This is a genomic window from Nonomuraea sp. NPDC051298, assembly GCF_055586305.1.
This window is the reverse complement of sequence record NZ_JBVJIM010000011.1, coordinates 217,330-235,633: the sequence shown is the minus strand read 5'-3', so window position 1 is coordinate 235,633 and position 18,304 is coordinate 217,330. Positions and strand designations below refer to the sequence as shown.

At 72.0% G+C, this 18,304-nt stretch carries 18 protein-coding genes; 8 read left to right on the top strand and 10 right to left on the bottom strand.

Annotated elements, in window-relative coordinates; genetic code table 11:
* Nucleotides 1-4 precede the first annotated feature (4 nt).
* Nucleotides 5-436: a VOC family protein gene (locus ACZ6S0_RS29515; RefSeq protein WP_465922567.1), complete on the top strand. Its 432-nt coding sequence runs from the start codon at nucleotides 5-7 to the stop codon at nucleotides 434-436.
* Nucleotides 437-457: 21 nt separating this feature from the next.
* Here the strand turns inward: ACZ6S0_RS29515 and ACZ6S0_RS29510 are convergent, their stop codons facing one another.
* On the bottom strand, nucleotides 458-817 hold the full coding sequence (locus tag ACZ6S0_RS29510) for a hypothetical protein (RefSeq protein ID WP_465922566.1): 360 nt from the start codon (nucleotides 815-817) through the stop codon (nucleotides 458-460).
* A 201-nt stretch (nucleotides 818-1,018) separates the two neighbouring features.
* Between ACZ6S0_RS29510 and ACZ6S0_RS29505 the strand changes: the two genes are divergently transcribed.
* Together ACZ6S0_RS29505 and ACZ6S0_RS29500 are read left to right on the top strand one after the other, a co-directional pair.
* Complete coding sequence (locus tag ACZ6S0_RS29505; protein ID WP_465922565.1) at nucleotides 1,019-3,061, top strand: S9 family peptidase; 2,043 nt, start codon at nucleotides 1,019-1,021, stop codon at nucleotides 3,059-3,061.
* Nucleotides 3,062-3,319: 258 nt separating this feature from the next.
* Complete coding sequence (locus ACZ6S0_RS29500) at nucleotides 3,320-4,249, top strand: glucosyl-3-phosphoglycerate synthase (RefSeq protein ID WP_465922564.1); 930 nt, start codon at nucleotides 3,320-3,322, stop codon at nucleotides 4,247-4,249.
* 45 nt (nucleotides 4,250-4,294) lie between these two features.
* Here the strand turns inward: ACZ6S0_RS29500 and ACZ6S0_RS29495 are convergent, their stop codons facing one another.
* The 6 genes from ACZ6S0_RS29495 to ACZ6S0_RS29470 all read right to left on the bottom strand — a co-directional run bounded on the left by ACZ6S0_RS29495 (nucleotide 4,295) and on the right by ACZ6S0_RS29470 (nucleotide 10,910).
* Nucleotides 4,295-5,776 carry a sulfatase family protein gene (locus tag ACZ6S0_RS29495; protein WP_465922563.1) on the bottom strand — a complete coding sequence of 494 codons (1,482 nt, stop codon included), beginning with the start codon at nucleotides 5,774-5,776 and terminating at the stop codon, nucleotides 4,295-4,297.
* 71 nt (nucleotides 5,777-5,847) lie between these two features.
* Nucleotides 5,848-7,215, bottom strand: a complete 1,368-nt coding sequence (locus tag ACZ6S0_RS29490; protein WP_465922562.1) for an ABC transporter substrate-binding protein — start codon at nucleotides 7,213-7,215, stop codon at nucleotides 5,848-5,850.
* A complete protein-coding gene (locus ACZ6S0_RS29485; protein WP_465922561.1) occupies nucleotides 7,215-7,883 on the bottom strand; it encodes a hypothetical protein in 669 nt (222 codons plus the stop codon). Before ACZ6S0_RS29485 ends, ACZ6S0_RS29490 begins: the two co-directional genes overlap by 1 nt.
* The gene (locus ACZ6S0_RS29480; protein ID WP_465922560.1) at nucleotides 7,880-8,797 is read right to left on the bottom strand and encodes a carbohydrate ABC transporter permease; all 918 of its coding nucleotides are present in this window, start codon (nucleotides 8,795-8,797) and stop codon (nucleotides 7,880-7,882) included. Before ACZ6S0_RS29480 ends, ACZ6S0_RS29485 begins: the two co-directional genes overlap by 4 nt.
* A complete protein-coding gene (locus ACZ6S0_RS29475; RefSeq protein ID WP_465922559.1) occupies nucleotides 8,794-9,714 on the bottom strand; it encodes a carbohydrate ABC transporter permease in 921 nt (306 codons plus the stop codon). Before ACZ6S0_RS29475 ends, ACZ6S0_RS29480 begins: the two co-directional genes overlap by 4 nt.
* 161 nt (nucleotides 9,715-9,875) lie before the next feature.
* Complete coding sequence (locus ACZ6S0_RS29470; protein ID WP_465922558.1) at nucleotides 9,876-10,910, bottom strand: LacI family DNA-binding transcriptional regulator; 1,035 nt, start codon at nucleotides 10,908-10,910, stop codon at nucleotides 9,876-9,878.
* Nucleotides 10,911-11,124: 214 nt separating this feature from the next.
* Here ACZ6S0_RS29470 and ACZ6S0_RS29465 point away from each other — a divergent pair, with 214 nt between their 5' ends.
* Nucleotides 11,125-12,336: an acyl-CoA dehydrogenase family protein gene (locus ACZ6S0_RS29465; protein ID WP_465922557.1), complete on the top strand. Its 1,212-nt coding sequence runs from the start codon at nucleotides 11,125-11,127 to the stop codon at nucleotides 12,334-12,336.
* A 10-nt stretch (nucleotides 12,337-12,346) separates the two neighbouring features.
* Here ACZ6S0_RS29465 and ACZ6S0_RS29460 read toward each other — a convergent pair whose 3' ends face one another.
* Nucleotides 12,347-12,844 (bottom strand): rhodanese-like domain-containing protein, encoded by a 498-nt coding sequence (locus ACZ6S0_RS29460; protein WP_465922556.1) that lies wholly within the window; start codon nucleotides 12,842-12,844, stop codon nucleotides 12,347-12,349.
* 73 nt (nucleotides 12,845-12,917) lie between these two features.
* Between ACZ6S0_RS29460 and ACZ6S0_RS29455 the strand changes: the two genes are divergently transcribed.
* The 4 genes from ACZ6S0_RS29455 (at nucleotide 12,918) to ACZ6S0_RS29440 (ending at nucleotide 16,134) form a co-directional block, all read left to right on the top strand.
* Nucleotides 12,918-13,910 (top strand): helix-turn-helix domain-containing protein, encoded by a 993-nt coding sequence (locus ACZ6S0_RS29455; RefSeq protein ID WP_465922555.1) that lies wholly within the window; start codon nucleotides 12,918-12,920, stop codon nucleotides 13,908-13,910.
* 109 nt (nucleotides 13,911-14,019) lie between these two features.
* Nucleotides 14,020-14,475 carry a MarR family transcriptional regulator gene (locus ACZ6S0_RS29450; RefSeq protein ID WP_465922554.1) on the top strand — a complete coding sequence of 152 codons (456 nt, stop codon included), beginning with the start codon at nucleotides 14,020-14,022 and terminating at the stop codon, nucleotides 14,473-14,475.
* Nucleotides 14,472-15,326 (top strand): ABC transporter ATP-binding protein, encoded by an 855-nt coding sequence (locus ACZ6S0_RS29445; RefSeq protein ID WP_465922553.1) that lies wholly within the window; start codon nucleotides 14,472-14,474, stop codon nucleotides 15,324-15,326. The genes ACZ6S0_RS29450 and ACZ6S0_RS29445 overlap by 4 nt, the downstream gene beginning before the upstream one ends.
* The gene (locus tag ACZ6S0_RS29440) at nucleotides 15,286-16,134 is read left to right on the top strand and encodes an ABC transporter permease (protein WP_465922552.1); all 849 of its coding nucleotides are present in this window, start codon (nucleotides 15,286-15,288) and stop codon (nucleotides 16,132-16,134) included. The genes ACZ6S0_RS29445 and ACZ6S0_RS29440 overlap by 41 nt, the downstream gene beginning before the upstream one ends.
* A gap of 18 nt (nucleotides 16,135-16,152) precedes the next feature.
* Here the strand turns inward: ACZ6S0_RS29440 and ACZ6S0_RS29435 are convergent, their stop codons facing one another.
* Nucleotides 16,153-16,695 carry an LOG family protein gene (locus ACZ6S0_RS29435; protein ID WP_465922551.1) on the bottom strand — a complete coding sequence of 181 codons (543 nt, stop codon included), beginning with the start codon at nucleotides 16,693-16,695 and terminating at the stop codon, nucleotides 16,153-16,155.
* A 76-nt stretch (nucleotides 16,696-16,771) separates the two neighbouring features.
* Complete coding sequence (locus ACZ6S0_RS29430; RefSeq protein ID WP_465922550.1) at nucleotides 16,772-17,812, bottom strand: PP2C family protein-serine/threonine phosphatase; 1,041 nt, start codon at nucleotides 17,810-17,812, stop codon at nucleotides 16,772-16,774.
* Nucleotides 17,813-18,304 lie beyond the last annotated feature (492 nt).

The window sequence follows — 18,304 nt, the reverse complement described above, 5'->3', positions numbered from 1 at the left end:
CGTCATGACCGTTCTCGACTCGCCGATCCCGCGCTTCCACCTCGCCGTGCCGGTCGACGACCTGGCCGCCGCGCGGCACTTCTACGGCGAGACGCTGGGCCTGGAGCAGGGCCGCAGCGCCGACACCTGGGTCGACTGGAACCTGCGCGGCCACCAGTTCGTCACCCACCTGGCGCCGGGCCGCTCCCAGCGGATCCACAACCCGGTCGACGGCCACGACGTCCCGGTGCCCCATTTCGGGCTGATCCTGACCGTCTCGGAGTTCCACCGGCTCGCCGACCGGCTCCGCGCCGCGGGCACCGCCTTCGTGATCGAGCCGTACGTGCGCTTCGAGGGGCAGGCCGGGGAGCAGTGGACGATGTTCCTGCTCGATCCCGCGGGCAACGCCCTGGAGTTCAAGGCGTTCGCCGACGACGCTCAGGTCTTCGCCGTCTGACGCGGGCCTCGGGTCACCTCGTCAGGCGTTGTACCACGAGGCGGAGGCCGGTCGCAGGAGCAGCACGATCGCCGCCGCCGCGAGCGCGAGCCCGGCGATCGTGCCGAGGCTCAGCTCGCTGAACAGGCTCGTCACGTAGGAGACCACCAGGATGACCTGGACACCCAGGCCCGTCCACCTGACCCAGCCCTTGCGCGTCCCCGTCCTGAACACCGCCAGGCTTATCGCCACGACGGCGACCACCCCCACGAGCACGTTGACCAGGAGGCCCGCGTCGAGGCCCGCGGCCAGGGTGAGCATGGTCACGAGGGCGGTCCCGACGAGCGTCAGGGCCAACTGGACACACATGATGACCCGGGCGGCTCGTACGGTGCCGGGCATGATCGAACTCTGCGGGGGGTGCAACGAACCTCCACGGCGCGAGGGACCGAACGTGGCTTATCACCCAAGCGGCATCGGCTGGGGCTGTCAAGGCGCGCGTGGCAGGGCCTGACGGACCTCGCCTCGGGCCGCTCCGGCGGGGACCGGCAGATCGGCCCCCGCCCTGTCGTGGGCTCGCCGGGCGTGCCTATGATGCGCCCCATGTCTCCCCTCACGCTTCCCCGTCAGCACGCCCGTACGGCGCGGTTCAGGCTCGGTGTCCCCCGCGACTTCACGATCGCCCCCGACGGCAGCCGGGTGGTCTTCCTCAGGTCCTCGGCCGGTGACGACCCGGTGAACCGGCTGTGGGCGCTGACCGTGGCCACGGGGGAGGAACGCCTGCTCGTGGACCCCGGCCGGCCCTCGGGTGAGGCCCTGTCGGAGGCCGAACGCGCGCACAGGGAACGCACCCGCGAACGCGCCGCCGGCATCGTCGCCTACGCCACCGACGCCGCCGTCACCAAGGCCGCGTACGCGCTCAACGGTGAGATCCACACCGTCGACCTGCTGACCGGCGAGGTCACCCCGCTCGGCGTGACCGGCTCCGTCCCGCGGCCCGACCCCACCGGGCGGCACGTCGCGTACGTGTCCGACGGCGCGCTGCACGTCGACGGCAGGGCGCTGCTGACGCCCGACGGCCCCGAGGTGACCTGGGGGCTGCCCGAGCACGTGGCGGCCGAGTCGATGGCCAGGCACCGCGGCTACTGGTGGGCGCCCGACGGCACCCGCCTGCTGGCGGCGCGGGTGGACAACGCCGGGGTGACCAAGTGGCACCTGTCCGAGCCCGCCGACCCGGCCCGGCCGCCCAGGACCGTGGCCTACCCGGCGGCCGGCACCGACAACGCCGACGTGACGCTCTGGCTGACCACGCTGGACGGGGAGCGTACCGAGGTGGTGTGGGACAGGGCGGCCTTCGAGTACGTCGCCGCGGTGTCGTGGACCGCGCAGGGCCTGCTGGTCCTGGTGCAGAGCCGTGACCAGCGCACCACCCGCGTCCTGGAGGCCGACCCCGAGACGGGCGGGACCACGCTGCTGCGCGAGGAGACCGACGCCGCCTGGCTGGAGCTGGTGCCCGGCACGCCCGCCCGCACGGCCGACGGGGAGCTGGTCAGGACGGTGGACCGCGACGACACCCGCCGCCTGGCGCTGGGAGACGACCTGGTCACGCCGCCCGGTCTGCAGGTGCTCGGGATCCTGGCGGTGGACGGCGACACCGTCCTCATGCAGTGCTGCGACGAGCCCACAGAACGCCACCTCTACACCTACTCCCGGGCAGAAGGGCTGGTCAGGGTCACCGTCGAGCCGGGGGTGCACACCGGCACCCGCGCCGGCGGCGTCACGCTGGTGGTGAGCCGCACCTTGGCGGAGCACGGGGTGCGCGTCACGGTGACCGGCGGCCCGGCGGCCACCCGGATCGCCTCGAACGGCGCGGTGCCCGTCCTGCGGCCGACGGTGGAGATGGTGGCGCTGGGGAAGCGGGAGCTGCGCGGTGCGATCATGTTCCCGTCCGGGCACGTGCCGGGCTCGCGGAGGCTGCCGGTGCTGCTGTCCCCCTACGGCGGGCCGGCTGGCGCCCTGGTCCTGCGCGGTCTCGACGACTTCGCGGTCGGGCAGTGGTTCGCCGACCAGGGCTTCGCGGTGCTGGTCGTGGACGGACGCGGCACGCCGGGCCGGGGCCCCGCCTGGGAGCGGGCCGTTCACCTCGACAAGCTGAGCGCGGCGCTGGAGGACCAGATCGACGCCCTGCACGCCGCCGGCGCCCGCTTCCCCGACCTGGACCTGGGCCGAGTGGCGATCCGCGGCTGGTCGTACGGCGGGTATCTGTCGGCCGCGGCCGTGCTGCGCCACCCCGAGGTGTTCCATGTCGCCGTCGCGGGCGCGCCGGTCACCGACGCGCGCCTCTACGACACCCACTGGCAGGAACGCTTCCTCGGCCACCCCGACACGCACCCCGAGGCGTACGACCGCAGCTCCATCGTCGCCGACGCCCCGAACCTGCGCCGCCCGCTGCTGCTCGTGCACGGCCTGGCCGACGACAACGTCTTCGCCGCCCACACGCTGCGGCTGTCGGGCGCGCTGCTGGCCGCCGGGCGCCCGCACACCGTGCTGCCGCTGTCGGGGGTCTCCCACATGACCGCCCAGGAGGACGTCGCCGAGAACCTCCTCCTGCTCGAACTGGACTTCGTCCGCAAGAACCTCCGATAACCGGCCCGGATCACGCCTCGAAAGGAGCCATACCGGAACAGGCGCATCTCTTTACCCGATCGCGCACGTCGCCGGACCCGCGGGGAGGGCGGCGTCGCGGAACGCGCGCCCTCCCCACCGATCCGATCGCCCTCCCTCCGGCGGGCCGCCCTTGAAGGTGATCAAGGAATCTGCAGGTAGGCGGGGGGTTTTGTGGAAAGGGGCAGGCGGACCGGCTTCACCTAAGCTGAAATGTGGGGCAACGGGGGGAGGTGTCGCGTGCTTCGTGAAGTGAGCGGATGGTTGCGGCGCCGCACTTCGTCCGCCGGGGACTGGCCGATCCGGGACCTGGTGGCCGCCAAAGGGAGCACCACGGTCAGCGTGGTGCTCCCGGCCCGTGACGAACGCGAGACCGTGGGAGAGATCGTCGGAGTGATCCGGCGGGAGCTGGCCCCGCTCGTGGACGAACTCGTGGTCATCGACTCGCGTTCGACCGACGACACGGCGCTGGTCGCCGCACGGGCCGGGGCCAGGGTGCACGCCCAGGACGAGATCCTGCCGCGGCTCAAGCCGCTCGACGGCAAGGGCGAGGCGCTGTGGAAGTCCCTGGCCGTCACGTCGGGGGACGTGGTGGTGTTCGCCGATGCCGACATCCGCGACTTCCGCGCCTCCCTGATCCTCGGCGTCCTCGGGCCGCTGCTGGCCGACCCGACCGTCGTGTACGCCAAGGGTTGCTACGACCGTCCCCTCCACGGGTCTCCCAACGGCGGCGGCCGGGTCACGGAACTGGTGGCCCGCCCCCTGATCAACCTGCACTGGCCGCTGCTCGCGGGCTTCGTGCAACCGCTGGCGGGCGAGTACGCGGGCCGGCGCTCGGCCCTCGAACGCGTACCGTTCATGACCGGCTACGGCGTGGAGCTGGGGCTCCTGATCGACCTGCTGGAGCTGGCGGGGCTGGACGCCTTCGCCCAGGTGGACCTGGGCTCCCGCGAGCACGCCCCGCAGTCCACGGAGGCACTCGGGGGGATGTCGGCGCAGATCATGCTCGCGGCCTGGTCCCGCCTGGAACGCCAGGGAAAGATCCGCTCGTTCCACGAGCCGTCGGGCCGCCTGTGCCAGTTCCGCAGGTGCCAGGGCGGCCACGACGTCCTGATCCGCGACGTCGGCATCGGCGAACGCCCTCCGATGCTCACGATCACCACGACCTGAGACCAGCTCGACGTCCTGCGCGCCACGGCGGTCGTGCCGGCCGGGTCACGGTCCGATGCCGAAACCGGTCACCCCTCGCGACAGGTCGAACTGGTGGATCCGGGTCAGCGGCCACTCCTCGTACGGAAAGGTCCGCGGCGCGTCGCCGTCGAGAGCGTCGGTGACGTGCTCGGACCGGAGCCGATCGGCGAGCAGCGCGGTCAGCCGATCGGCGTCCCGCGGCCGTTCCGCCTGCACCGGCGTCAGCTCGTGCGGATCGGCGGCGAGATCGAACAGCAGCCGGTGCCCGCCGTTGGCCAGCCAGATCAGCTTCAGGTCGCCCTGACGGACCATCGCCTTGAACCGCCGGGTCCCGGGCCGTCCGAGGAAGCCGAACAGCGTCTGCCTGGCGGGCGCCGCACCGGTCAGCAGGCCGAGCAGGTCGCTGCCCTGCCGCAGCTCCGGCCGCCCCGCCGCGGAGGTCGCCAGGCCGAACAGGTCGGTCAGGCACGCCGGCTCCGACCGGCGGTCGCCGGCCGCGATCCGCTCCGGCCAGGAGACCAGGAACGGCACCCGGGCGGAGGCCTCGAAGAAGCTCTCCTTCTGCCAGCCGTGATGGTCGCCGAGCAGGTCGCCGTGATCGGCGTAGAAGCAGATCACGGTGTTGTCCGCGTCCGGTCTTCGCTCCACCGCGTCCAGCAGGTCGCCGACGCATCCGTCGATGTAGCTGATCTCGCCGTAGTAGCGGGCCTTGAGCGTCCTGGCCCGGTGCGGGTCGACGTCCTCGGCGTAGACCAGGTGGTTCATCCAGGGGATGTGCTGGTCGAGATGGTCGATGTCGCGATCGCCGCACACCGGGTCGGGCATCCGGTCCGGGTCGTACATCCGGTTGTACGGCAGCGGCGGCGCGAACGGCGGGTGCGGGCCTATGTAGGACACGAACCCGAACCAGGGCCTGCCGTCGTCGGCGGCCATCAGGCCGATCGCCTCCCTGGTGGCCCAGGACTCGACCGTGCGGTCCGCGGGCAGGGGGCTGAGCTGCGGCATGTAGTACATGTCGGTCCGCTCGCCCATCAGCGCCTCGATCCAGTCGTAGGCGGGATGCTCGGCCGCGATCCACGACGCGTACGCGTCACCGGCCCGCTGCTCGGGACTCTCGTAGAACTCCTCGCTGTGCCGCTGCACCTCGTAGCCGACCGGCGCGTCCCAGGGCGTGGTGTGGAACTTGCCCACCCCCCAGGTGCGGTACCCGCGCAGACCCATCGCCTCGGCCAGGTACGGGCCGCAGCGCTCCCGGATCAGGGCGTGCCCCCTGTCCGGGACGGTGTTGTCGTACACGCCTGTCCTGGTCGGCTCGCATCCGCTGCGGAGCGTGTAGCGGGCCGGGACGCAGACGGGAGCGGTCGAGTACGCGTTGTCGAAGACGGTCCCGCGGGCGGCCAGGCGATCGAGGTTGGGCGTCGCGAGGTGCGGGTTGCCGAGCGCCGCGATGGTGTCGAACCGCTGCTGGTCGGTCATCACGAACAGCACGTTCGGGCGGGTGGGCATGGACGGATCTCCTCACAGAGCGGGCGGCGGGCCTGACGGCCGGCGAAGGTGCACGACGACGTCCTGAGCCGTCACGCGCGGAACTCCTGCGGGTCGATCTCGCCGCTCTTCACCGCGGCGTCGTAGGCCGCCTGCATCCGCCGCTGCATGTCGGCGAGCGCGGGCCCGAGCGGCACGGACGGGTCGAGCAGCAGCTTCTCCACGGTCTGGTCGACGCTCTCGCCCTCCACCTGGAGCAGGCCGCCGGGCGTCTTCGGCCACTGCCGATCGAGTTCGGCGGGACGGAACCGCTGCAGGAGCGCGTTGTCCCTGACCGCGGCGGAGTCCCAGACGGCGGTGTTCAGCGGCGGCGCGGACTTCGCGGCCAGCGCCTCCTGGACTCCGTCGCCGACCATCACCTCGAACACCCTGGCGGCCTGGTCCGGGCTCCTGGTGGTCGACGAGATCGCGTACGGGTACCCGGCGTTCATGGGCGAGCGCACCAGCCGCTGTCCGTCGGGCACCGGCAGCGGCACCGCGACCGCCTTCACCGTGCTGCCGAGTTCGGCCAGCGACGACACCACCGCGCTGCTGCCGAGGTACATCCCGGCCTCTCCCTTGCCGAAGGCGTTGATCGCGACGTCGCCGGTCAGGGTCGCGGCGCCAGGGTAGGCGGTCTTGTCGATGATCAGGCTCCGGTAGAGCTCCAGCAGCGGCGCGTACTTGGCCGACTCGTACCGCTGCGTGGTCGCGTTGAACAGCCCGAACATGGCCAGCGCCGGGTCACCCGCCATCAGCGGGACGTCCACGTTCCACTGCCGGAACCCGGTCGCCTTGATCGGGACCAGCAGGCCGAACGCGTCGCCGCCGCCGGCCTTGGTGATCGCCGCCGCGGCCTGCCGGACCTCGGAGAACGTCGAGGGCGGCGCGTCCGGGTCCAGCCCGGCCCGCTCGAACAGGTCGGTGTTGATCACCATCCGGTTGGTGAAGGCGGTGGTCGGCACCGCGTACGGCACGCCGCCCCAGACCAGCTCCCCGTTCTTCTGGTGGTACGGCGCGGCCTTGTCCAGCACCGCCTGGTCGACCAGGTCCGGCAGCGGCTGGACCCATCCGGCCGCGACGAACGCGCCGAGCTGCGCCGACGGGCTGTGGAACAGGTCGGGGGCCCGCTTGGTCTGGAAGCCGAGCCGGACGATCTCCTCGTACTTGTCCGTCGCCTGCGGCTCGTACCGCACCGCGATGCCGAGAGACCTGCCGTGCTGCTCGTTCCACGTGCGGAAGAACTCCTGCCGGGCCGTGGCGTGCGCGCCCGCGCGGTCCCAGACCACGATGGTCGTCAGCTCGTTCGAAGCGCCGGTCGGGGAGCCGGTCGAGGAGTCACCGCATCCGGCCAGGACGCCCGCCGCGCCGGCGGCGAACGTGCCGAGGAAGCCACGGCGGGTCAAGGAGGAATCAATCATCAGGGGGCCTTTCTCATCCGGAAGGGACCGAACCGGACCCGATCCGGCCGGAGGGGCTCACGTCCAGGCGCGGCGGCTCGGTCGGCGAGCCCGGCCACGAGGCTCGCCACGGCCGCCGGCAGCGCGACCAGCAGCAGCGGACCGGCGTACGGCACCCGGACGGCCAGGAAGAGACCGGCGACGACGGCGGCGGGTACGGTCGCCGCCGCGAGCAGCGCCAGCTCCGGCCGCGACAGCGCCAGCCGGTACGCCGCCGGCAGCGCCGCGCCGACCCGGCCGTCGCGTTCGAAGACGACCACCGACCACGGGGCCACCAGCAACCAGGTCACCCCGGTCACCGCGCTGGTCACCAGCACCAGCCAGCCGTAGGGCCCGCCGGGCGACGGCCCGAGCAGGCCGACGAGCACCAGGCCGGCGATGCCGGCATGACAGCCGGCCAGCCGCAGGCCCGGCAGCAGCCGGCCGGCCAGGAACCGCAGCGTCTCACCCGGTCCGAGCGCGGGCTCGCCGGCGGCGTGCCGCCGTTGCTGGGCCACCAGCCACAGGGTGGCCGCCGGCGCGGTGACCAGGGGGAGGCTCAACAGCAGCCAGCAGCAGCTCGTCCAGGCCCAGAACCACCAGCGGGACCAGCCGCGCATCAGCGCGCCGTCGGGAGCGAACGGGGTCATCCCTTCACCGACCCGTCCGTCCAGCCGCGCACGAAGTGCCGTTGCAGCACGATGAAGATCACCACGATCGGCACCAGCGCCATGTTCGCGCCCGCCAGCACGGTGTTGTACGGCGTCATCCCCTCGGCGGCGTCGTACTGCAGCGCGCTCACGCCCACGACCAGGGTGCGCAGGTCGGGCTCGGCGAGGGAGAACACCAGCGGCACCTGGTAGTTGTTCCAGGAAGCCTGGAATCCGAGTATCACCGTGGTGGCCAGGATCGGCCGCATCATCGGGAAGGCGATCCGCCAGTAGGTGCCGAACAGCCCGCACCCGTCGACCCGGGCCGCGTCCTCCATCTCGGTGCCGAGGCCGAGCACGAACGCCTTGATCAGGAAGACGTGCACCAGCATGATCCCGGCCATCTGGACCAGTGCGATCCCGAGCAGGTTGTCCAGGCCCAGCGCCTGGGCGATCACGTACTGGGGGTAGAGCGTCGCGGTGGTCAGGCCGACGAACAGGGTCCCGACGTACAGGCCCTCCAGCAGCCGCTGGCCGCGCAGCCTGCGCCGCGCCAGCACGTAGCCGGTCATGCTGGAGGCGAGCGTGTCCAGCAGCACGACCAGCGCCGTGACGATCAGGCTGTTGACGAAGTAGCGGGAGAAGTCGGCCGTGGTCCAGGCGCGCAGGTAGGTGCCCCACTCCCAGACCCGGGGCAGGATGCCGCCGTCCCTGCTGAGGATCTGGTCCAGCGGCGACACCGAGGCGAACAGGCCGAAGACCAGGGGCGAAAGCATGATCAGTGCCACCGCGGTCAGGGCCGCGTGCAGCAGCACGGTCCGCGGGCGGACCCTGCGCCGACGCCGGGCCGGCGCGGTCCGGGCGGTCTGCTCGGTGGTGCGGCTCGCGGGACCGGTGACGGTGGGTGTGCTCATGACGGGGTCCTCCCGCTTCGGCTGATCCGCAGGTAGGCCACGGAGATGAGGCCGACGATCACGCTCGCGGTGACGCCGAGCGCGGCGGCGTACCCGATCTGGGGGATGGATTCCGGCTCGAAGAAGAACCGGTAGAGGTAGGTGAACATCACCTCGGTGCCGCCGGCCGGGCCGCCGTCGGTGAGGGTCTTGACCAGGTCGAAGCTGCGCAGCGTACCGATGATCGAGATCAGGACCACCACCCGGGTCACCGGGGCCAGCATCGGCAGGACGATGTGCCGCAGCGTCGACCAGTGACCCGCGCCCTCCAGCGACGCGCTTTCGAGCACCTCGTTCGGGATGGTCGTCATCCCGGCGAAGAAGAGCAGCAGGTTGATCCCGAGGTGGGCCCACACGCCGACCCCGATGAGGCTGCCGAGCGCGCTGCCCGCCTCGCCGAGGAACCGGATCGGCGTCTCCAGCAGGCCCGACCCGGTGAGCAGTTGGTTGACCGGCCCGCCTGTCTCCCGCAGCAAGAAGACGAAGACGATGCCGACGATCGCCGGCGACAGCACGTGCGGCAGAAACAGAATCGTCCGGTACGCCGTCCCGCCGCGAACCCCGCGGAAGAACACGTAGGCCAGCACCAGCGCCAGCGGAATCTCGATGGCCAGCCGCCCGGCCCCGAACTTCACCGTGTTCAGCACCGCCAGCCACCACTGCTCGTCGCCGATCATCCGCTCGTAGTTGGCCAGCCCGGTGAACCGCGGCGCCGAGAACCCGTTCCAGCGCTGGAAGCTGAACCAGAACAGCCAGCCGATCGGCAGCAGGGCGAAGGCGAGATACGGCAGCAGGCTGGGCAGCAGCATCAGGCGGCCGACGCCGTCCTCCTGCCTGCGCCAGTGCGCGGGACGCGGGGAACGGACAGTTCCGGGCATCCGTGCCCTCCCTCGGTCGGTGGGCCGGGGCTCGCGCCGGTTCGGCCTCGTGAACTCGGATACCGACCTTAGATCGATCTAAATGAATGGGTCAACCATATCGGCAAAAACCGGTAGGTCAACTATGAAATAGCTGTGAACCGGCAGCCGCGAGCGACTGCTCAGCGGCAGCCGCAGGACGCGCGGGCGTGCACCTCGGGCCGCGGCGGGGTGCGGCTGCCCTCGACCGGCATCCCCATCTCGGCCAGCAGCACCCGGCCGCAAACCCGGCCCAGCTCGACCGGCTCGGTGGCGATGCTGCTGATCGACGGGTTCCACATCGCCGACTGGCGCAGGTCGTCGATGCCCAGCACCGCGCAGCGCGCCGCGTCGGGCGTGCCGAGCCGCAGCGCCCGCGCCACGCCGTAGGCCACGTTGTCGCTGTGGCACAGCAGCCCGTCGGGCGGCGGCCCGGCCGCGAGCAGCTCGGCCGCGCGGCGGTACGCGGCCTCCGCGGTCGCCTCCACCGGCTCCGACCAGGTCGCGTCCCAGTCGGCCCCGGCTTCGCCGACCGCCCGGCGGAAGCTGTCCAGGCGGCGCACCCGCGGCGAGGCCAGCGGGTCGCCGCCGAAGTAGGCCACCCGGCGGCAGCCGTGCACGGCGGTCAGGTGCTCGGCGCCGAGCCGGCCGATGGCCACCTCGTCGGTGCCGACGAAGGGCAGCTCCACGCCGTCGATGTGCCGCAGCAGCAGCACCGTCGGCAGACCGCTGCGGCGCAGGCCGGTGAAGTGGTCGGCGGCCGAGGTCAGCGCGGGGATGGAGACCACGCCGGCCGCCCGGTGCTCGACCAGCGACTGAAGGATCTGCCGTTGCAGGTCCAGCCGGTCGACGGTGTTGGCGATCACGACGAAGAAGCCGAGCCGGCCGAGCACCTCCTGCACGCCCAGGGACACCTCGGCGACGAACGGGTTCATCACGTCCGGCATCACCAGGCCGACCAGGTCGTTGCGCTGGGTCCGCAGGTTCGCGGCGGCCTGGTTGTAGATGTAGCCCAGCCGCTCGGCCTCGGCCAGGACGGCGGTCCTGGTCGCCGCCGACACCAGCGGGCTGTCGCGCATCACCAGCGAGACGGTGGCCCGGGACAGGCCGAGCGAGTTGGCCACGTCGATCATCCGCACCCGCCGGACGCGGTCACCCCGTTCGCGCGCTTCCCGCACGTCTCACCTCCCGCGCCCGTATCGCGTGCGTGGGCCGGCACGTCGTCGCCGAGGCCGGCACCGTCGCGATCATCAGGTGATCGGACGGCCCCAGGATAGCCCGATCCCGACCGGCGGGAGCAGCGCGAGGGCCGTGGGAGGCGTTCCTGGCCGGGTTCGGGGGCCTTAAGGTGTTACCAGTGGTAACGGCTGCTCGCTTCGAGGGGTGCGGCGCATGACGGGGTTCTGCCCGGAGCTGAGTGACGACGTGGTGCGGGTGCGCGACTGGGTGCACGGGTTCGCCCGCGACGTGATCCGCCCGGCGGGTGCCGAATGGGACGAGCGCGAGGAGACGCCCTGGCCCGTCATCCAGGAGGCGGCCAAGATCGGGCTGTACTCGCTCGACTTCTTCGCGACCCAGTGGTTCGAGGAGAGCGGGCTGGCGCTGCCGGTGGCGTTCGAGGAGATCTTCTGGGGCGACGCGGGGATCGGCCTGTCCATCACCGGCACCGGCCTGGCCGCCGCCGCCCTGGCCGCGAACGGCACCCCCGAGCAGATGGGGGAGTGGCTGCCGCAGATGTTCGGGACGGAGAGCGAGGTCAGGCTGGGCGCGTTCTGCGCCTCCGAGCCCGACGCCGGCTCCGACGTCGGCGCCATCCGCACCAGGGCCGTCCGCGACGGTGGCGACTGGGTGCTGAACGGCGTCAAGACCTGGGTCACGAACGGCGGCATCGCCGACGTCCACGTGATCGTCGCCTCCGTGGACCCGTCGCTCGGCACCCGGGGCCAGGCGTCGTTCGTCGTCCCGCCGGGCACGCCGGGGCTGTCCATGGGGCGGAAGTTCCGCAAGCACGGCATCCGCGCCTCGCACACGGCCGAGGTCGTCCTGCGGGACGTACGGGTGCCCGCCGCCTCGTGCCTGCTCGGCGGTGCGGAGAAGCTGGAGGCGCGGCTGGCTCGCGTACGCGAGGGGGAGCGGGCGGGCGAGCAGGCCGCGATGCGTACGTTCGAGACCACGCGCCCGTCGGTGGCGGCGATGGCGGTGGGCATCGCGCGGGCGGGCTTCGAGTACGCCAGGGACTACGCCCGCGAACGCGAGCAGTTCGGCCGCAGGATCGGCGAGAACCAGGCCGTCGCCTTCCTGCTCGCCGACATGGCCACGCGGGTGGACATGGCCCGGTTGCTGACCTGGCGGGCGGCGTGGATGGCCCGCCGGGGCAGGCGGTTCGAGCGGGCGGAGGGCTCGATGTCGAAGCTGGTGGCGGGGGAGACGGCGGTGTGGGTGACGGAGCAGGCGATCCAGATCCTGGGCGGCGCCGGGTACACCAGGGAGCACCCGGTGGAACGCTTCCACCGGGATGCCAAGATCTTCACGATCTTCGAGGGCACGTCCGAGATCCAGCGACTGATCGTCGGCCGCGCGGTCACCGGCCTGCCCGTCAGGTGACGTTCCCGCGTCAGCAGTCGCAGGAGACGGCGAGGGCCGGAGCGGTCAGGTCGTCCGCCGGACGCCGGATCAGGCCCCGCTCCGTGCGCACCGGGAAGCCCTCCCGCACCCAGTACTCGTAGCCGCCGATCATCTCCTTGACCGGGTAGCCGAGCCTGGCGAACTCCAGGGCCGCCCGGGTGGCCCCGTTGCAGCCGGGACCCCAGCAGTAGGTGACGACGGCGGCGCCGGGCGGGACGGTCTCCGCCGCCCGCGCGGCGATCTCCCGGGCCGGCAGGTGGACCGCGCCGGGCAGGCGCCCCTGCCGCCAGGACTCGGCGCCGCGCGAATCGACCACGACCAGCCCAGGTACGCCCGCCTCCAGGTCGGCGTGGACGTCGCTGACATCGGTCTCGAACGACAGCCGCGCGGCGAAGTGGGCGAGAGCCGCCGCCGGGGCGGCCGGAGGGACGGAGAGGACGTTCGACGAGAGGGGAAGCGCGTTCGCCGGGTTCGGGATTCTGCTCATGTCCAGGATCCTGCTCATGGCCGGAGGGCGAGACCAGCGGCGTAAACGACAGCCTCCGCTAATATTCCGCCACATGGCGCCACGACCCGACCGTCCTGACCGTCCTGGCCGACGCCGTACGGTGGCCGTCCTCGCCTACCCCGGCATGTCGGTCTTCGAGACCGGGATCGTCACCGAGGTGTTCGGGCTGCCCCGCCCCGAACTCGACGTCCCCTGGTACGACCTGACCATCTGCGCCGAGCGGCCAGGACCGGTGCCCGTCATAGGTGGCGCCGGCCTGCACACGCCGTACGGCCTCGACGTCTTCGCGCGGGCGGAGACCCTGATCGTGCCCGGGGTGCCCGACGTCCGGGCCGACCCGTCGCCGGAGCTGGCGGTGGCGCTGCGCCAGGCGCACCAGCGGGGCGCCCGGGTCATGTCGATCTGCTCCGGGGCGTTCGCGCTGGCAGGGGCGGGCCTGCTCGACGGGCGCCGGGCCACCACCCACTGGCAGTACGCCGACCTGCTGCGCCGCCGCTACCCGAACGTCGACGTCGACCCCAACGTCCTCTACGTCGACCACGGCACCCTGCTGACCAGCGCGGGCAGCGCCGCCGGGCTCGACCTCTGCCTGCACGTCGTCCGGCAGGACCACGGCTCGGCCATCGCCAACGCGGTCGCCCGGCGGCTGGTGACCCAGCCGCACCGGGAGGGCGGGCAGGCCCAGTTCATCGAGGCGCCGATGCCCGCGGGCCCGGACGACGACCGCGTCACGCAGAGCATGACCTGGGCGCTGGAGAACCTGGGCCGTCCCATCACCGCCGACACCCTGGCCCGCCGGGCGCACATGTCGACCCGTACGTACCTGCGGCACTTCGCCCGCGCCACCGGCACCAGCCCGATCCGCTGGCTGATCAACCAGCGGGTGCAGGCCAGCCTGGCGCTGCTGGAGGGCACGGACGCGCCGGTCGAGGAGATCGCGCGGACGGTGGGGTTCGACACCCCCGTCACCTACCGCCACCACTTCACCCGGGTGATGCAGACGTCCCCGTCCGCCTACCGCCGCGCCTTCCACACCGGAGGCTAGCCCGCTGTCGGGACGCCTGCCGAGACGGCGGCGACTCGCTTCGACAGGGTGACATATGGGCTGAGCTGCACACTTTTCATTACATCGTAAGCAGAGCTAATATTTCTCTATGAGTGTGGAGGATCTGCCCGTAGCCCTGGCCGGTGTCCTGACCGGGATCAACCGGTTGATCCGGCGCAGGCTGCGGCGGGAGATGACCGGGCCGCCGTTGCGTGGCGCGCAGGTCGAGCTGCTGCGGCTGGTCGTCGCCGAGCCCGGCGTCAGCGTCTCGGCCGCGGCCAAGGAGCTCTACCTGGCGGGCAACTCGGTGTCCACGCTGGTCAACCAGCTCACCGCCGCCGGGCTGCTGCGCCGCGAGACGCGCCGCGACGACCGCAGGGCCGTGCGGCTGCTGCCCACGCCCGAGGCCGAGGCGCGGCTGCGGGCCTGGCAGGAGCGGCGCGCGGCGCTCGTACGCGAGCACGTGGAACGACTGGACGAGGACGACAGGAAGGCGCTGGCCGCCGCGCTCCCCGCACTGCGCAAACTGGCCGGCAACCTGCGGGAGGAGGCGACCACGGCGTGACGGACACGCGTGAGAATGACGACGGGATGCCGCCGGAGGCGGACGCGGTGACGTGCACCGGTCTGAGCTACGCGTTCGGCGGCTCGAAGGCCGTCGACGGGCTCGACCTGACCGTGCGTTCCGGCGAGGTGTTCGGGCTGCTCGGGCCCAACGGCGCGGGCAAGACCACCGCGATCCGCTGCGTGACGACGCTGCTGCCCGTCCCGCCCGGCATGGCACGGGTGTTCGGGCACGACGTGGCCACCGACCGGATGGGCGTGCGCCGGCTGCTCGGCTACGTTCCCCAGCAGTTGTCGGCCGACGCGAGCCTGACCGGCCGCGAGAACGTCTCGCTCTTCGCCCGCGTCTTCGACGTGCCGCGCCGCGAGCGCGCCGGCCGCGTCGCCCAGGCGCTGGAGGCGGTCGGGCTCGCCGACGCCGCCGAACGGCTGGCCGGCACCTACTCCGGCGGCATGGTACGCCGCCTGGAGCTGGCCCAGGCCCTGGTCAGCGCGCCGCGACTGCTGATACTCGACGAGCCCACGATCGGGCTCGACCCCATCGCCCGCACCGGCGTGTGGGAGCACATCATGGCGGTACGCGCCGCCAGCGGGATGACCGTCCTGGTCACCACGCACTACATGGACGAGGCCGACCAGTACTGCGACCGGGTCGCGCTCATGCACCAGGGGCGGATCCGCGCGCTCGGTGAGCCGGACCGGCTCACCGACGACCTGCGCGCCCGGCTCGGCGGCGACTCGGCCCCGACGCTGGAGGACGTCTTCCGCGACGTCGCCGGCAGCGGCCTCGACGACGGAGGGGAGTTCCGCGATGTCCGCCGTACCCGCGCCACCGCCTCCCGCGTCGGCTGACGGCGGGATCGGGCTGCTGCTCAGCCCGCCGCGCTCGCGGCCGGCGTGGCGGCTGGTCCCCGCCAGGGTCGTCGCGATGTGCGTGGTGGAGCTGCAGAAGCTGCGCCACGACCGTACCGAGCTGTACACCCGCGCGATCCAGCCCGCACTGTGGCTGTTGATCTTCGGAGAGACGTTCACCCGCATCAACGTGATCCCGACCGGCGGCATCGCCTACCGCGACTACCTCGCGCCGGGGATCATCGCCCAGTCGACCATGTTCATCGCCATCTTCTACGGCATCCAGATCATCTGGGAACGCGACTCCGGTGTCCTGACCAAGCTCCTGGTCACGCCGACGCCGCGGATCGCCCTGGTGACGGGCAAGGCGTTCGCCGCCGGGGTGAAGGCGATCATCCAGGCCGTGGTGGTGGTGGTCATCGCCGCGCTGCTGGGGGTGAGCATGTCGTGGAACCCGCTGCGCCTGGCGGGGGTGATCGTCGTCGTGCTGCTCGGGTCGGCGTTCTTCGCCTGTCTTTCGGTGACGATCGCCGGGATCGTACGGACGCGCGACCGGCTGATGGGCATCGGGCAGGCCATCACCATGCCGCTGTTCTTCGCCTCGAACGCGCTCTACCCGACCGCGGCCATGCCCGGCTGGCTGCAGGTCATCAGCGCGGTCAACCCGCTCAGCTACGAGGTGGACGCGCTGCGCGGGCTGCTGCTGGGCATCCCCGCGCACCTGCCGCTGGACTTCGCGGTGCTGGTGGTGGCCGCGGCCCTCGGCATCACGGCGGCCTCGGCGCTGCTGGGACGGCTGGCCCGCTGACCGCCCGCCGCGCGCGGCTCACGCCGTCTGGCCCGCCTGCTCCTCCAGATGGGCGAGGGCCCCGACGGGCTCCTCGGCGAAGAAGACCAGGTCGGTGAGCGGCAGCGGCAGGAAACCCTCTTCTTCCATGCGCTGGAACTGCTGCTTGAGCCCGTCGTAGAAACCGGCGGTGTTCAGCAGCACGACCGGCTTGGCGTGCAGGTTGTGCTTCTTCAGCTCCAGGATCTCGGTGGCCTCGTCGAGCGTGCCCGTGCCACCGACCATGATCACGATGGCGTCGGCGCGGGAGAGGAGCTGCGCCTTGCGTTCGGCCAGGTCGCGGGCGATCACCATCTCGTCGGCGCCCGCGCGGGCCTTGTCGGCCAGGAACTCGACCGAGATGCCGACCAGGCGCCCGCCCGCCTCCTGCACGCCGTCGGCCATGACCTTCATCAGGCCCACGTCGGAACCGCCCCACACCAGGGTGTGGCCGCCCTTGCCGAGCAGCTCGGCGAACTGGCGGGCGGGCACGGTGTAACGGTCGTCGAGGTCGGCGGCGGAGCAGAAGACGCAGACTTTCACAGCCGCCACTGTACGCCAAGCCCGGCAGGAGCGGGCCTTTCGCCCGAAGCGGGCACCCGTCGGCGTGGTGGTCCGGTCAGTCGCGAGGGCGGTGGAGGAGGAGCATGGCGGCGTCGTCCAGCAGCGGGCCGCCCGTGTGCTCGACGAGGTCCGCGCGCAGCGTGTCGAGTGCCGCCTGCGGGTCCTCGCGCCGCAGCAGCCCGGACCGCTCCACCAGCGGGTAGAACTCCCCGGCCGCGTTCCTGGCCTCGATGACGCCGTCGGTGAAGAACAGGATCCGGTCCCCGCCCTCGAACGGGATACGGTGCGCCTTCGCCGCCGTCGGGTCGAACGCCCCCAGCCCCAGGGGCAGCCCCGGCTCGGACGGCTCGACACTGAGCAGCCCGCCGGCGCCCAGGACGAGCAGCGGCGGCGGATGGCCGAAGTTCACCAGCGCCATCTCCGTCTCGTGCACCTCGGCGATGATCGCGGTGACGAACTTCTCGCCGCCCAGGTGCCGGGCCAGGCTGGCCTCCAGCCGGTCGCCGATGTCGGCCAGGTCGGCCTCGTCGTAGGCCGCCTCCCGGAAGGCGCCCAGCACCCAGGCCGCCGTCTCGACCGCCGCCAGGCCCTTGCCCTGCACGTCGCCGATCAGCAGCCGGACGCCGTGCGGGGTCGTGACGATCTCGTACAGGTCGCCGCCGATCCGCGCCTCGGCCGCCGCCGACGTGTACGACAGCGCCACCCGCAGATCCCCGGCCCGCCGCGGCACCGGCCGCAGCAGCACCCGCTGGGCCGCCTCGGCGACCTGCCGGACGCTGGCCAGCTCCCGTTCGCGCTCCAGGCGCAGGCGGGCGGCCAGCATGCTCGCCGCGGTGACGCCGGCGATGCCGATGACGGTGAGGTTGTTCTCCCAGGTGAACAGCAGGTCGTTGTAGAGCGCCATGGGCACGCAGATGGCTAGCGCGACCGCCCCGACGGCGGCGGTCCTGCGTACGCCGCCCGACACCGACGCGAACGCCGGCCCCAGCGTGAGCAGCGGCAGGAAGACCACGGATTGGCCGGCCAGCAGATCGATCGCGGCGACGCCGAGCATGACGACGAACGGAAGCCACCGCAGAACCCGCAAAGACCTCACCCGACCCCCGAAGAACACGCATCAACCGCCGTTGACGTACCAGCATCGCGTACGGCGTGTCCCGTTCTCAAGCGAGATCGGCATCCGGTGCTGAACAGACTCCGCTGCTGGTTCCGTCAATTGATGATTTCGCCGCTTCTATTATCATATTTGCCGGAATTTGTGGTCATCACGGTACGCAGCGTGAATCCGCCCGTCGTTTCCCGCGCCCCGCCGCATTTCCTTGAACCCGGCTGGATTCGGGTTTGACAGAAAGGGGTCACGAGGGGGGGCCGTGGCCGGCCCGGGCCTTCGGTGATCACTGGTGGACTCCCAGGTCGGACCGCAAGGACACCCGGACCTGGGGCTCTCCGGCGTTGTCAGGGGTCTCAGGGGTCGGGCTGATGGTCGACGCCTGGGCGCACACCAATCTGCGCGAAATGGAGACGTACTTCACACCGTGGCACGCGGTGCTCTATTCAGACCAATGCGGCACACGTTCCTCGGTATCTA